At 69.5% G+C, this 14,124-nt stretch carries 14 protein-coding genes; 9 read left to right on the forward strand and 5 right to left on the reverse strand.

All coding sequences use genetic code 11. The annotated features are described in order from the left end of the window. Nucleotides 1-47 precede the first annotated feature (47 nt). Genes BLT28_RS07840 through BLT28_RS07855 form a run of 4 tightly spaced genes read left to right on the forward strand, consistent with a single transcriptional unit; the run spans nt 48 to nt 2,831 of the window. On the forward strand, nt 48-1,094 hold the full coding sequence (locus BLT28_RS07840; RefSeq protein ID WP_030432982.1) for an LLM class F420-dependent oxidoreductase: 1,047 nt from the start codon (nt 48-50) through the stop codon (nt 1,092-1,094). Continuing rightward, nucleotides 1,095-1,928: an undecaprenyl-diphosphate phosphatase gene (locus BLT28_RS07845; RefSeq protein ID WP_030432983.1), complete on the forward strand. Its 834-nt coding sequence runs from the start codon at nt 1,095-1,097 to the stop codon at nt 1,926-1,928. It begins immediately after the preceding gene. Between the two features lie 58 nt (nt 1,929-1,986). After that, entirely contained in the window at nt 1,987-2,556 is a 570-nt protein-coding gene (locus BLT28_RS07850; RefSeq protein ID WP_030432984.1) for a DM13 domain-containing protein, read from the forward strand. Between the two features lie 14 nt (nt 2,557-2,570). After that, nucleotides 2,571-2,831, forward strand: coding sequence for a hypothetical protein (locus BLT28_RS07855; protein ID WP_030432985.1), 261 nt, complete (start codon nt 2,571-2,573; stop codon nt 2,829-2,831). A 7-nt stretch (nt 2,832-2,838) separates the two neighbouring features. Here the strand turns inward: BLT28_RS07855 and BLT28_RS07860 are convergent, their stop codons facing one another. Continuing rightward, nucleotides 2,839-3,963 carry an HNH endonuclease signature motif containing protein gene (locus tag BLT28_RS07860; protein WP_081900757.1) on the reverse strand — a complete coding sequence of 375 codons (1,125 nt, stop codon included), beginning with the start codon at nt 3,961-3,963 and terminating at the stop codon, nt 2,839-2,841. A gap of 440 nt (nt 3,964-4,403) precedes the next feature. Here BLT28_RS07860 and BLT28_RS07865 point away from each other — a divergent pair, with 440 nt between their 5' ends. Genes BLT28_RS07865 through BLT28_RS07880 form a run of 4 tightly spaced genes read left to right on the forward strand, consistent with a single transcriptional unit; the run spans nt 4,404 to nt 9,052 of the window. Then, the gene (locus BLT28_RS07865; RefSeq protein WP_030432987.1) at nt 4,404-5,522 is read left to right on the forward strand and encodes a glycoside hydrolase family 5 protein; all 1,119 of its coding nucleotides are present in this window, start codon (nt 4,404-4,406) and stop codon (nt 5,520-5,522) included. A gap of 39 nt (nt 5,523-5,561) precedes the next feature. Further along, nucleotides 5,562-6,548: a hypothetical protein gene (locus BLT28_RS07870; protein WP_030432988.1), complete on the forward strand. Its 987-nt coding sequence runs from the start codon at nt 5,562-5,564 to the stop codon at nt 6,546-6,548. After that, nucleotides 6,548-8,335 (forward strand): CehA/McbA family metallohydrolase domain-containing protein, encoded by a 1,788-nt coding sequence (locus BLT28_RS07875; protein ID WP_030432989.1) that lies wholly within the window; start codon nt 6,548-6,550, stop codon nt 8,333-8,335. Before BLT28_RS07870 ends, BLT28_RS07875 begins: the two co-directional genes overlap by 1 nt. A 27-nt stretch (nt 8,336-8,362) precedes the next feature. Beyond that, nucleotides 8,363-9,052 carry a histidine phosphatase family protein gene (locus tag BLT28_RS07880; RefSeq protein ID WP_030432990.1) on the forward strand — a complete coding sequence of 230 codons (690 nt, stop codon included), beginning with the start codon at nt 8,363-8,365 and terminating at the stop codon, nt 9,050-9,052. A 73-nt stretch (nt 9,053-9,125) separates the two neighbouring features. Here BLT28_RS07880 and BLT28_RS07885 read toward each other — a convergent pair whose 3' ends face one another. Both BLT28_RS07885 and BLT28_RS07890 read right to left on the reverse strand, forming a co-directional pair. Further along, nucleotides 9,126-9,653, reverse strand: coding sequence for a hypothetical protein (locus BLT28_RS07885; protein WP_030432991.1), 528 nt, complete (start codon nt 9,651-9,653; stop codon nt 9,126-9,128). Between the two features lie 21 nt (nt 9,654-9,674). Beyond that, complete coding sequence (locus BLT28_RS07890; protein ID WP_030432992.1) at nt 9,675-11,198, reverse strand: peptide deformylase; 1,524 nt, start codon at nt 11,196-11,198, stop codon at nt 9,675-9,677. A gap of 165 nt (nt 11,199-11,363) precedes the next feature. Between BLT28_RS07890 and BLT28_RS07895 the strand changes: the two genes are divergently transcribed. Continuing rightward, nucleotides 11,364-11,594 (forward strand): hypothetical protein, encoded by a 231-nt coding sequence (locus tag BLT28_RS07895; RefSeq protein ID WP_052408083.1) that lies wholly within the window; start codon nt 11,364-11,366, stop codon nt 11,592-11,594. Between the two features lie 94 nt (nt 11,595-11,688). Here BLT28_RS07895 and BLT28_RS07900 read toward each other — a convergent pair whose 3' ends face one another. Both BLT28_RS07900 and BLT28_RS07905 read right to left on the reverse strand, forming a co-directional pair. After that, nucleotides 11,689-13,002, reverse strand: coding sequence for a glycosyltransferase 87 family protein (locus BLT28_RS07900; protein WP_052408084.1), 1,314 nt, complete (start codon nt 13,000-13,002; stop codon nt 11,689-11,691). A gap of 94 nt (nt 13,003-13,096) precedes the next feature. Further along, entirely contained in the window at nt 13,097-14,056 is a 960-nt protein-coding gene (locus BLT28_RS07905) for an MBL fold metallo-hydrolase (protein ID WP_043813817.1), read from the reverse strand. Nucleotides 14,057-14,124: the final 68 nt, after the last annotated feature.

Consider the following 14,124-nt stretch of genomic DNA (forward strand, 5'->3'; position numbering starts at 1 on the left):
ATCACGTGGACCTTCCCGTGTTGTTACCAGTGAGTAATGTCATCGCGGTGCGACTTGGACTGAACCTGGGCTACTGGGGCGCCGGCAACGACGCCGACAACCTCGAACTCGCCAAGGAGGCCGACCGGCTCGGCTACTCCGTGGTGTGGGCGGCGGAGGCGTACGGCTCCGATGCGCCCACCGTGCTGTCGTGGGTGGCGGCGCAGACCGAACGCGTCGACGTCGGCAGCGCGGTCATGCAGATCCCCGCGCGCACCCCGGCGATGACCGCGATGACCGCGGCCACGCTGGACACGCTGTCGGGCGGGCGGTTCCGGCTCGGCCTCGGCGTGTCCGGGCCGCAGGTGTCCGAGGGCTGGCACGGCGTGCGCTTCGACAAGCCGCTCGGCCGGACCAGGGAGTACGTCGACGTGGTGCGGGCGGCGCTGCGCCGGGAGCGGCTGACCTACGACGGCGAGCACTACACGCTGCCGCTGCCGGACGGCCCCGGCAAGGCGGTCAAGCTGACCGTGCACCCGGTGCGCGAGGAGATCCCCGTCTACCTCGCCGCGGTCGGCCCGAAGAACCTGGAGCTGGCCGGGGAGATCGGCGACGGCTGGCTGGCCATCTTCTTCTCGCCGGAGCACTTCGCCGAGCCCCTGGCGCAGGTGCGCGCCGGGCGGGAGAAGGCGGGCAAGACGCTGGAGGGCTTCGACGTCGTGCCGACCGTCCCGCTGGTGATCGGCGATGACTGGAAGGCCTGCGCCGACAACGTCCGGGCCTACTGCGCGCTCTACATCGGCGGCATGGGGTCCAGGAAGAAGAACTTCTACAAGGAGCTGGCCACCCGGATGGGGTACGGCGCGGCCGCACAGGAAATTCAGGAGAAGTTCCTCGCCAAGGACTACCTCGGTGCCGCGGCGGCTGTTCCCCTTGAGTTCATCGATCAGACCTCGTTGCTCGGACCTGCCGAGCGGGTCGCCGATCGGATGCAGGCGATGGCCGAAGCGGGGGTCACCACCCTGTCCGTCTCCGTGATGTTGCAGGATCACGAGCAGGGCAAGGCGGCTCTGCGTACGGCCGTCGACGCATTGGAGAAGTCAGGGGTCGCGTAAGTGGACTGGGTGCAGGCACTGGTACTGGGCGTCGTTCAAGGACTCACGGAGTTCCTGCCCATCTCGTCCTCCGCCCATCTGCGCATCACCTCGGAGCTGTTCTTCGACAGCGACGCCGGGGCCTCGTTCACCGCTGTCACCCAGCTGGGGACCGAGGCCGCGGTGCTCATCTACTTCGCCAAGGACATCTGGCGGCTGCTGAGCACGTGGTTCCGCGGTTTCGTCGACGCGGGCGTGCGGCGCACCGCGGACTACCGGATCGCCTGGTACGTGGTGATCGGCACCATTCCGATCGGGGTGCTCGGCTACCTGTTCAAGGACGAGATCCGCACCTCCGCCCGCAACCTGTGGCTCGTGGCCACCACGCTGATCGTGTTCGCCATCCTGCTCGGCCTCGCCGAGCGGTTCGGGCCGCAGCGCCGCGCCGTCGAGCAGATGACCATGAAGGACGGCGTGATCATGGGCTGCGCGCAGGCGATGGCCCTGGTGCCCGGCGTGTCCCGGTCCGGAGGCACCATCACCGCTGGTCTGGCCATCGGCCTCAACCGCGAGGCGGCGACCCGCTACTCGTTCCTGCTGGCCATCCCCGCCGTGGTGGCATCCGGCGTGTTCAGCATCCCCGACGTCTTCGAGCGCGGCGGCGCCGGTCTCCAGCCCAGCGTCGCGCAGATGATCGTCGCCACCGTGATCGCGTTCGCCATCGGCTACGCCACCATCGCCTGGCTGCTGCGCTACGTCGCCAAGCACAGCGTGTACGTCTTCGTCTGGTACCGGATCGCGCTCGGCCTGTTCCTGTTCGGGATGCTCGCCGCAGGCCAGATCAACGCGGTGTAAGGACTCCGTAAGGCCCGAACCAGTGCAAACGCGGCCCCGGCCGGGCTAGAACTGCTGCATGCGCCAGTTGTTGCGGAAGCAGTGGGTCCAGGCCGGGTTGGCAGCCGGGGTGGTCGCCCTGGCCGTCGGGTTGTGGTTGTTCCAGCCGTGGCGGTTGTTCACCAGCAGCACCATCGACGAGGCCCTGCCCATGCCGCCGGCCCCGCCCGTCGCGTCGGCACCCACGTCGACCGGCACCACCGCTGCTGTCCCGGAGCCGACTACGACCACGGCGCCGAAGCCGACCACCGTCGAGTTGGCCTCCGGCGCGTTCGTCACCCAGGAGCACAAGACCACCGGCACGGCGAAGGTGCTGAGGCTGGCTGACGGCAACCGGGTGTTGCGGCTGGAGGGACTGGCCACATCGGACGGTCCCGACCTGCACGTGTGGCTCACCGACGCCACTGCGGGCGGGGAGTGGGGCAAATATGACGACGGCCGCTACGTGAAGCTCGGCGCGCTCAAGGCCACCCACGGCAACCAGAACTACGCCATCCCGGCCAAGGCGGAGCTGGACGGGCTGCGCAGCGTGGTCATCTGGTGCGACCGGTTCAACGTGGCCTTCGGGTCCGCCCCGCTGTCCCTGTAGTGCCAGAATGGCTTGTGACCCAACAGATTTCCCCCGACCGCGTCCGCCACGCGCTGCGCTCCGTGCGCGCTGCCGCCTACTCCGTCGAGGTCACCCCGGCGGGTACGACGCTCGCCCTGGTGATGTCCGCGAGCCCGGCCGGGCGGCGGAACGCCGCGGAGAAGATCGTCGGCCTCCTGGAGGTCGCCGGGCTGCGCCTGGTCGCCGATGACCCGGTGGGGGAGTTGACCGACGAGCGACGCGGTTTCCTGGTTTCCGGCGCGGGGCCAGCTTGACCTGCGGTTACAACCGGAGCGGGAGATCCACCCGGATGTTGCGCACCGGCGTCTGCTCCGGATCCACCCACCGGGGTGGGATGAAGCTCGGTATCCCGTGCTCGAAGACGATTTCCCAGTCTCCTTCGTGGACCACGTGGTGGTGGTGAACACACAGCAAGATCAGGTTGCTCAGGTCGGTCGGCCCGCCGTCGATCCACTGCCAGACGTGGTGAGCTTCCGTCCACGCCGGAGGCCGATCACATCCCGGGAAGGCGCATCCCTTGTTCCGTATGACAAGGGCCCTGCGTCCAGCGGGTGAAGCCAGGCGCCTTTCCCTGCCGTAGTCGAGGGGTTCGCTCTCACCGCCGAGGACAATCGGGATGACTCCGGCGTCGCACGCGGCTTGGCGCATCAACCCGGCGCTGATCGGGTCGCCGTTCTGGGTCTGATCACATCCCATCTTCTGCGCGAGGGCGTCGAAGTCCATGATGACGATCAGCTGGGTCCGCATGCCACCGTTGACCGGCAGGTCCTTCGCCGACATCGCCGTGGTCATCGCCTCGATGAACGCATCCGCGAGGCGCTGTTCGGAGCTGCGGGGGTCTTTCTCCCCGTTGACCGTCTTCGGCTTGGACAACGCGAGCAGGAACGTTCTGATCTTCTCGCCATTCAGCGGGTCCACGACCGCCTTAACATGCAGGCACCCGTCCTGATCATTACCCATCCGCAACGACCGCTTGGCGATGCCCTCCTGCTCGTCCCGGTAGACCCCGTCAGGGGCGACCAGCGACCACAGGTGTTTACCGACCCGCATCAGATCACGCGGGGGCAACGTCGGCGCGACCCCCGCCAACGCCTGATCCGCCTGCTCCACATGCTCATCAGGTAGGCGCTTGATCGCATCGGAGATCACCAACGCATGCTCACCACTGATCACACCGCTGTAGACCGCTTCACGCGTGCGGGGCAGCGCCGGTAGCTCGTGCACCAGACGGGCACGGCGGGTGGCGTCGGCCTGGTTGAGTTTCAGCTTCTCCCGCAACAACAACGACACGTTCTTACACCCATACCGCGCATGCAGGCCACGCTCTTCCGCGCGGGTGGCGGCATCGATTTTCGCTGCAGTCACCAGATTCGTGATCGTTTCCAGATCTTACAGGAATGTCAGATGCTCGTCTTCGGACAGCCGATACGTGTCGTTCACGGCGAGATGAGCGGTCATGACATCTATGATGTCCTTGGTATCCAACATGATTCCACCCCCCTCCGTTGGATACCTCGATTATAGCTGCGAGTCTGACAGTGTCTAATCCGTTGCGCCACAAGGCAAAGCCAACGCAAGCCGCAGCTGGAACCGTCGGCTTTACCTGGGGTGCGCGTGCCATACGCTTCCCGCGAGGGCCGGAGCTTCATCCCGTGCCCCTGAGAGGCCCACGGGCACGCGCAAGGGGCCCCAGGTCAAGCCGACCTCACGCCGGAAGCTCGGCCAACACAACCCGCGCAGCCGGAACAATCCGATCGCCCCCTTGCATTCGTCACACGCTGAAAAGCATTGATTTCATCTACGCCTGAAGTATTCGATCCGCGCCCATGCTGAAACCCCTGCACGCAGTACTCGTAGGCCTCATATCCGCGGGAACGCTCGTCGCGCCGGTTCACGCGGACGAGCGGAACGACGCGGTTCGGGTCGAAGGGACGAAGTGGCTCCGCGGTGGTCAGCCCTTCTTCCCGCACGGCTTCAACATGGTCGCGCTGGCGACGCCGCAGAAGTGCATCGACGAGGGAAGAGCGCCGGGCTGGGCGAAGCGCGCGCACGACACCTTCGCGCAGCACGGTGACGCGGAACTGGCTGCGGCGAAAGGGAACTGGAGCGCTGACACGCTGCGCTTCCAGGTGAGCCAGGTGGCGCTGGACCCGCAGCATCCTTACTACGCGGACGGTTCCTACCTGACCTGGGTGAAGGCCGGAGTGGCGAAGGCTCGTGCGGCCGGGTTCACGGTGCTCCTGTCGATGCAGGACCAGGTGGCGACGTGCGGCGAGGTGAACTTCATGCCGTCGCAGCGGACGATCCGGTCGTGGAAGACGTTGGCTCCGCACTTCACGAGCGACCACGGGGTGCTGTTCGAGCTGTTCAACGAACCGCGCAACGACACGTCGGAAGCGGGGTGGAAGCAGTGGCGCGACGGTGACGGCGCCGCGGTCGTCGGGCATCAGCGGTTGGTGGACACGGTGCGTGGGCTTGGCGCTCGCAACGTCCTGGTGGCGAACGGGGCGGCGTTGGCGGAGCGGTTCGAGGGGATGTGGCCGCATCGGCTGAACGACCCGGTGGGGCAGCTGGCCTACGCGACGCATCCGTACTACTGGCATTTCGCGGCGAACAACACGCTCGAGCGCAATCGTGCGCGCTGGCAGGAGCGGTTCGGGTACGTGGTCGACCGCGGCGCGCCGGTGATCGTGACGGAGTGGAACGCGCGCCACGACGCGTGCCGGGCGGGGATGCCGGGCATGGTCGAGCCGTTCCTGGATTACCTGCGGGAGCGGGGGATTCCGTTGCTGACCCACGCTTTCGACGTCCAGGACACCATGGTGAAGGGGCTGCACCCGAACTGGGAACCGACCACTTTGGACGGTTCGCGGTGCGTCGACAACGAGCCGGTGCGCGGGCCGGACGCGGGCAGCAACGTGCGCGATCGCTTCCGGACCTGGTGAGGGGAGCGGTCTGTGTCGCGAGTGGACCGACGAACGCTCATGAAGCTGTCGGCTGTGGCTTTCCTGCTGGGGACCGAGGAAGTCTCCAAGCTGCAGCCGGTGATGAACAACGAGACCTTCCCGGAGAGGACGGGGGAGACCTACCACGGCGCGAACCTGCACGAGGCGAGCGGGATCGTGGCCAGCCACCGCCACGCCGGGGTGTTCTGGATCATCAGGGACGGCATCGGGAACCCCGATCCTGTGCGCGTCGGCTACCGGCGGACCGTGCTCGCGGTGCGCTTCGACCAAGGCTCCGGGAAACTCGTCCGCTGGCCGAAGCAGGTGTCGCAGACCTCGTGCGACGGCTTCGTGAAGTGCGTCTACCTCAAGCGCGCTGACGGCACTCCGGTGCACAACATCGACATCGAGGACGTCGCGCTCGACCCGGCCCAGAACTGCCTGTGGCTGGGCAACATCGGCAACAACCCGCACGAGGACAAGCCGGGGGAGCTGTTCCGCTTTCCCGAACCTGACCCGCTGTCGGCGACCGAGGTGCGCGCGGATCTCTCGTACCGGTACTCCGCCTCGGGGATCAACTCCGAGTCACTGTTCCTTGTGGACGGTGTGCCGCACCTGCTGGTGAAGACCGCGCCGAAGGGCTCGGCGTTGCGGCAGGGCCAGGTGCTGAAGCTCCCGCTGCCGACCGAGCCGGGGGTGGTGGACGCCGTCCCGCTCTCGGTGCTCCAGCCGCCCAACGGGAGTTCGGAGCACAACTTCAAGCCGACCGGGGCGGATCTCCGTGACGGGAAGCTCTTGGTGGCGAGGGCGAACGGCTGGCTCCGCTACGAAGCCGACCCCGCGTTGCACGGCGATGAGCTGGTGAAGGCGTTGGCCGCCGCACCGCCGAAGGTGCACCGGTACTGGGAACCCGATCACGCGCTGGTCGCGACCGAGGCCATCGCGTGGACGCATCCGCCGCTCGCGGACTCGTTCCTGTCGCTGTCGGAGACCGGGCAGTTCCGGTGGGTCAGGGAGGGGGCGTGATGAGCCCCGTCGGACGGCGGGCGGTGCTGCTCGGCGCGGCGGCCGCGATCGGCACCGCCGGTCTCCCGTTGAGCACGAAAGCCGCGCCCGGCCCGAGCAGCGGTGCGCTGTCGCCGGTGACGATGGCGATGCACCTGCACGCCTCGTTCAGCGAGGGCGTCGGGAGCATGGCGGGCCACCTCGACCAGGCCACGAAGCTCGGCGTGGACGTGGTGTGGTGGACCGACCACGACTTCCGCCTCATGGCGCACGGCTACCGCACGGCGGTGGGCTTCGACGGCATGGAGGAGACCCAGGACGGCCGCTGGTGGCGGTGGGCCGAAGCCAAGCAGGGCACGCTCGGCGAGGCGTCCGGCCGCTTCGTCGCCGAGCCGCGTTCGCCCGACGAACCGGGCAAGGCGCTCGCGCTCAAGGCGTCGGGCGACGGCACGCTCTGGTACACGGCTTCTGCCTGGAACAGCACGTACAACACCTCGCTCGCGGACACCACGCTCAGCCTGGACGTGCTCGCCGAGCAGGTCGGGCCGGACGCACAGCTGGTGGTGGACGTCCTCGCCTCGCACCACCCGGCCACCGGAGGACGCCCGGCGGGGCAGTACCGCGTCGAGTACCGCATCGGGGGAGTGAACGAGGTCCAGCACTCGGCGAACGGCCTGGTCGGAACCGTGCGGCTGCCGGTTCCCCGGGGCAGGTGGACGCGGCTGGAGTTCACTCCGGTGCAGGACATCGCCGCGCTGTGGCCGGATCTGAACGCGGCCGACAACTCGCTGCTCCAGCTGCGGATCGGCGTGCGCTCGGCGAGGAACACACCGTCGGAGTTCGTCGTGGACCGCCTGCGCATCGCCCGGGCGCGGCGCGCTGGGGACGACGCGCTCGCGCTGCGGCAGGAGATCATGGACCGCAACGCGAAGCGGTTCCCGGACGTCGTGCAGCGGTCGGCGTTGGAGGTCTCCCTCACTCGGCACCTCAACTGGTTCGGCGAGAAGGTCGTGCTGCCGGACTACAGCGGCAAGCCCCCGGTGAAGGACCCCTCCGAGGCGCTGGCGAAGCAGATGGTGGCGTTCATCCACTCCCACGGCGGGCTGGCCAGCTACAACCACCCGTTGGAAGGCGAGCTGAACACGCCGCAGAAACTGGCCGAGGCGTTGCTCGCCGGCAGCGGGCTCGGCGGCGTGGACATCGTGGAGATCGGCTGCGGGATGGCGCTGCCGAAGCTGCTGCACGTGCTGGACGTCTCCGCGCGCAACGCGCTGTTCTTCACCGGCACCGGGGTCTCCGACGACCACGCGGGCAAGGACTGGGTGAACCAGAAGACCAACTGGATCACCGGCGTGTGGGCGGGCTCGGCGGGCACGGCGGACCTGCTGGGCTCGCTGCGGGCCGGCCGGGCGTGGTTCACCGATCCGAAGCGGTGGCGCGGCTCGCTGGAGGCCACGGTCAACGGGGCCAGCGCGATGGGCGGGGGGCTGCTCAGCTCCGCGAAGAAGGTGCCGCTGACGGTCACCGTGACCGACGCGCCCGCCGACGGCAGGGTCGAGCTGGTCACCGGTGTCGTCGACTACGCGGGTGCCGGGCAGCTCGATCCGGCGACGACCAGCCGGAGCGTGCGCGTGTCGGAGCTGACCGGCGGGCGGTGGAACCTCGACGTCGAGCCGGGGGAGGGCAGTTTCGTGCGTTCCGTGGTGCGCGACGGCGCGGGCGAGGTCGTCGGGGTCGGCAACCCGACGTGGCTGTTGTCCAGGCCACCCGCGGGAGGAGTGCCGCGGGAGCGCGCGCTGCCCGGGTAGCGCCCGGCGTGTCCTAGGCTGATCGGCGTGGCTACCGTGATCCTGCTTCGACATGCGCGTTCCACGGCGAACGGCGCCGGGGTCCTCGCCGGGCGCACCCCCGGCGTGGGGCTGGCCGAGCGCGGTGAGGAGCAGGCGCGGGAGCTGGTCGACCGGCTCGCCGGGGTCCCGGTGGCCGGGCTGGTCCGGTCGCCGCTGCACCGCTGCGTGCAGACGCTGGAACCGCTGGCGGCCAAGCTCGGCCTCACCCCGGTCGAGGAACCCCGACTGTCCGAAGTGGACTACGGCGAGTGGACCGGCAAGGGCATCAAAGACCTGCTGGAGGAGCCGCTGTGGAAGGTGGTGCAGCAGCACCCCTCCGCGGCGGTCTTCCCCGGCGGCGAGGGCCTGGCGGAGGTGCAGGCGCGTGCGGTGGCGGCGATCCGCGAGCACGACGCGCGGATGACCGCCGAGCACGGCGCGAACGCGGTGTGGATCGCGTGCAGCCACGGTGACGTGATCAAGTCCGTGCTCGCCGACGCGCTCGGCCTGCACCTCGACTCCTTCCAGCGGATCGTGGTCGAGCCGTGCTCCATGTCGGTGGTGACCTACACCGAGACGCGCCCGTACGTGCTGCGCGTCAACGACACCGGCGGGGACCTGTCCAGCCTTGTCCCGCGCGCGGACCCGGAGGCCATGGCGACCGCGCACGCCGCGGTGGGCGGTTCCACCACCTGAGGGTCACCAGCCGCCAAGGGCGTTCTGGGAGTCCCAGTAGTCGTCCATCGCGTAGTAGGGCCGGTCGACGGCGTCAGCCCAGGGCCGCGCCGCAGTGACGATGACCCGGCAACTCGCGGGCCGCGAGGTTGGCGTGGATCTGCTCCTCGGTCTCCGTGAGGATCACGGCGAAGTCCCAGGCGAGGCTCGGCAGGGCGTGACGGCCGGTGACCACGGTGTGCGGGAACTGGTAGTCCCCGTCCAGGCGCAGGCGGGGCTGTTTCGTGATCACCGCCAGCACGGCCGGGGTGAGGACGTCGGCGGCTCGCAGCCGCGCGGCGGCCAGCTCCTCGGCCGTGCCCGGCAACGGGTTCCTCGGCCGCGGCCAGACACCGTCGGCCTCGGCGAAGCCCCGCCAGTCCTCGGCATCCTGGTAGGACAGCGCGGGGTACTGGCCGGTCATGGCCCGCACCGCCTGCAGCACATCGCCGGTGTCGACGACGTGCCCGTTGTACCGGGCGGCGAGCGCGTAGGCGAACCTGGTCCGGCCCGTGCCCGAAGCACCGCACACCACGGTCAGCGGCCACGAACCCGGGTACACCTTCAACGGCTTGCCGGTCACCCGTGCAGCATCCCGCGCACGTCAGTACTTCCAGTCGGCTCCCACGCCGCGGTAGAGCTCCACGGGGATCGGCTGGACGTCGGGCGCCATGCGGTCGGTGTAGAAGCGCCCGTGCAGGTGGTCCACCTCGTGCTGGACGAGGCGCGCCACCCCCTGGTTGAAGATCGTGATGCGCCGGGTGCCGTCGAGGTCCTGGTGCTCCACGTGCACGGTCAGCGGCCGCGGCACCATGCCGCGCACGTCGAAGAAGCTCAGGCAGCCCTCGTACTGCTCGTCGACCTCGTCGGAGGACTCGATCACCCTCGGGTTGAGCAGGGTGATCACGTCGGCCCCCGCGGGCGGGCAGATCATCGCCGCCGCCCGGTCGATGCCGATCTGGTTCGCGGCGATGCCCATGCCCTTGCCGAAGACGTGCACCCGCGCCACCCGCTTGGCGGCCGCCTGTAACTCCGAGACCACCCGCCGGGCGTCCTCGGCGTCGGCGGGCAGCGCGAACGGGCGGGCGGGGCGCCGCAGCAGCGGCTCGTCGTGCTGGATGACGCCGAGCGAGCGCATGGTCTCGCTGGGCTTGGCCTGTCGGGCCGCCGTCTCGGCGGGTCTGCGTCGGAAATGCCACTCCAACCGGTACCGAGCGTTCATCGGCGGGTCCTCCGTCGCCCAGGAGTAGATCCGTCGGTCTCCCTCGTGGTGGTCGGAGATGGCGGTGCGGAACGGCATCGAGTCCGCGGTCATCGACGTGTGCAGGCCCCACACCGAAGGGCCCAGCTCGGCGGGGAAGTCCAGCCGCACCGACAGCCGCTTGGTCGGCAGCCGCACGGCCCGCTGGAACCAGTTGCCCCACTTGTCGTCGCCGACCGCGTAGGTGTACTCGATCCACGTGCTCTCGCCCGGGTACAGCGGGAAGTGCCCGCTGTCGTTGGCGAAGAGCAACCACACCTCCTTGATCGCGTCCCGGTCGTGCTGCGGCACGAAGTGCATCGGCTCGGCCCGGTCCTCCCCCCACCACGCGTGGAGATCTATTTCCTCCCACGTCAGCGGCTGGTCGCGGTAGAGCCGGTTGGACTGGTCCGGCCGGCCGGGGAAGCGGTCCACCGAAATGCGGATCAGGTAGCGGGTGATCGGATCAGCGCCGTTGTTGACCAACTTGCGGCGCATCGTCGCCCGGTAGGTGTGCCCGTCGTAGTGCAGTTCGGCGTGGTCGTGCTCGACCACGAGGGGACCTTGTGCGGCGTCAAACAAGTGTTCGGGCGGACTCGGGGCCCTCGGATGCGGCGTCTGCTGCTGCACCCGGGCCTGCTCGTAGCCCCGCCAGGCTCGCCTCAGCGCGCCGCCCGCGCCCAGTGCGACGTCGGCGGCCTTGGCGAACTCACGGGAGGCGCGCTCGTGACCGCTCTCCACCTTGGACACGTAGGAGCGGCTGTAGCCCATGGCCTCGGCCAGCGCGGTCTTGGACAGTCCGCGCACGTCGCGCCACCTGCGGAACTCCTCGACGAACGCGTCGTGGGGGAGTGCGAGGCCGGGCGACGAGCCCTGGTCTTCGGTCATCTCGCCTCCGTCTCGCACCGTGAGTGAGCGTGAGCGCTGCGTGAGTCCTCCTCAGCCTAGATCCAAACGGGGGCCTCGTGGTGTTCTCGTTTCCGAAGGGACAGCACGGTGTCTGGACATGTGAGGGAACTGCCTGACCGGCTGGTTCCGGATCGGAAGTGAATCGTGATCACCACGAGCACACGGGCCCGCTCGGCCCGCCGACTGGCCAGCCTGCTGGCGGTCCGCACCGGGGTGCACGTGGTCGTTCGCTACGACCGGCCGCTGCGGCGGTACCGGGTGGTGTGGACGAACGGCCCGGACGAGGCCCGCATGCGGACGGTCGCCATGGCCAGCGCCACCGTTGTCCCTGACCTTGATCTTGGCGAGCTCCTGTGGCACCGCAGCGTGTCCTAGGCCCCGGAAACCGCGGTGCCGCAGTGAACGCCAAGCAGAGGTGATCAGGGGGTTTCGGCGCCTGCGAACGCCGTATCGGGAAGGAACTCCCTGATCACCTCAAAGTGAGATCGGCTGGGCGCGGCTCGGGCAGCGGAGAGCCGCGACGGCGCAGCGTCGCCACCGCGACCACGAGGAACGCGACCAGTCCGGCGATCGTGTACAGGTTGCGCACGACGTAGAGGACGGAGTACGCGGGATCGTCCTCCGGCACGCCCCAGAACAGCACGCCGACCGCCCCAGGGGGCTCCGTGGCGTACGGGTCGGGCCAGCACGCGGTCACCAGCACCAGGCTCACCGCGGCGGCGGCGTAGGTCAGCCGGGGTCCGGCGGGGCGCATCGCCTGGCTGATCAGCAGCACCAGGAACGGTGCGACCCACACCCAGTGGTGGTGCCAGGAGATCGGCGAGACCAGCAGCGCGGTCAGCGCCGTCATCAGAACGCCGGGCAGTTCGAGGCCGCGGCGGCCGAGCCGGGTCGCGACCAGGATCCCGACGACGCCGAAGAGCGCGGACAGCCCGAGCCGGGTGACGTGCAGCGCCGGCTGGTCGAAGCCGAACGCCTGGCCGACCATCCCGTTGATCGACTGGTTGCCGTACCAGAACAGGTAGCCGCCCATCCGCGAGCTGTCCGCGAAGCCGCCCGTCCAGAACTGCGCGGACTGCACGGGCAGGAACGCGGTGCCGACGGCGATCGTCGCGGCGATGGTGCCCAGCGCGGTCAGCCCTGCCCTGACCCGCCCGGTGAGCAGCAGGTAGACGATGAACAGTCCGGGGATGAGCTTGACCGAGGCGGCCAGGCCGAGCGCGACGCCCTTGAGCCGGTTCTCCTTCGGCAGCGCGAAGTCCAGCATCACCAGGCCCATCAGCAGCGCGTTGACCTGGCCGAAGGTGATGTTGGACTGGATCGGCTCCAGGTGCAGCACCAGCGCGCCGAGCGCCAGCGTCAGCGCGCGCCGCCCGCGCGAGGCGGCGAACCCGGCGATGCCCCAGGCACACCAGAGCGCCACGAGCACCGAGACGACGGTGAGCCCGGTCATCACCCACGGCACGCTGCCCAGCGGCAGCAGCGTCATCGCCGACGCGAACAGGGCGGCGAAGGGGGAGTAGAGGAACGGCAGGCCCGCGTGGTTCTTGGTGTAGAGCTCGGTGTTGTCCCACAGTTCCTCGCCCGCGCTGTAGTAGACGGCGAGGTCGTGCATGTGCGCGCGGTGCCCTGGCCAGGCGAGCATGTCCGAGACGCGCAGGTGGACCGCGAGGGCGAACAGGGCCACCGCCCCCACCAGCAGCCAGGGCGGACAGGGCAGCCGCCTCCGTGCTGGGGCCGGATCGTGGTCGCGGGTGTCCGGCTCGGCCGGGCTGGTGCGCATCGGTGACCTTCCTGTGGGGACCGGCGCATTCTTCCGCCGTCGTCCCCTCTAGACAGATCGGCCCCCCGGGCGAGTTGCCGGCGAGTGCCCCACATCACACCACGAAGGGCTTGCGATGGGCGGGTTCGTGAACTTTCGTCACGAGCCCGGCAGCGGCCACCTCGGCCCGGAACGCCGCGGGACCCGCCGTGCCGACCGTCGCGGGCAGGTCGGGGGAGTCCAGCGGGGTGATCATGTCGTCGTGGTGGCTGGCCACCGTCAACGGCGGTGACCCGAGGGCCCTGACCAGCCGCGCCGGGTAGGCGTGGATCGGCTTCCACGAGGTCATGCTGGCGACCAGGACGTCCGGGGTGAGTCCGCTCAGCTCCCGCTCGGCGTAGTTGGTCGCGCCGAACAGCAGCACCTCCCGCGCGCCGCCGAAGGAGACCTGGAACGCGAAGGTCTCGCCCTCGACCAGCTCGCCGAGCGTCCTGGGCCTGCGCGGCCGGTCGGTCAGCTCGCCGGGCAGCAGGTAGGCGTGATCACCGGTCATCGAGTGCAGGCTGGGCACCACCTGCACGCTCAGCCCGCCGAAATCCAGGTTCTCCCCGCCCCGGACGACGATCATCCGCTTGCGCGGCACCCCGCTCGCCTCGAACAGGAACGCGGTGCTGCGCCCGCACACCACGCGCGCGGCGGGGAAGCGGGTCAGCAGGTGCGGCACGTCGGCGGCGTGGTCCCAGTGCCCGTGGCTGACCATGATCAGCTCGGGTGCTTCGGTGATCGTCCGGTCCACCAGGTCGGGCCGCACCGCGAGCGGGGCGCGTTCGTCGATGGACGAGGTCCCGGGCAGCCGGTACTCCATGCGGCTGAGGTACGGGTCGAAGAGCACCCGCCGTCCGTTCATGCTCAGCTCCCACCCGGCGACCCCCAGCCAGCGCAGGGTCGCGCCGGGCCCGCTGAGCGGTCGCGCGGGCACCGGGTCGGCCGCCGCGCTCCCCGCCAGGCCCGCGGTGAGGGCCGCGACGCCCGCGCCCCGGAGCAGTCCACGTCTACTGAGATGTCCTGTGCACATGTCCTGAGCAGATCAGCGCCGAGTGGATCAAGTCCAACACCAATATCGGGACGACGTCGATATCGGAT

Source organism: Allokutzneria albata (assembly GCF_900103775.1).
Lineage (GTDB): Bacteria > Actinomycetota > Actinomycetes > Mycobacteriales > Pseudonocardiaceae > Allokutzneria > Allokutzneria albata.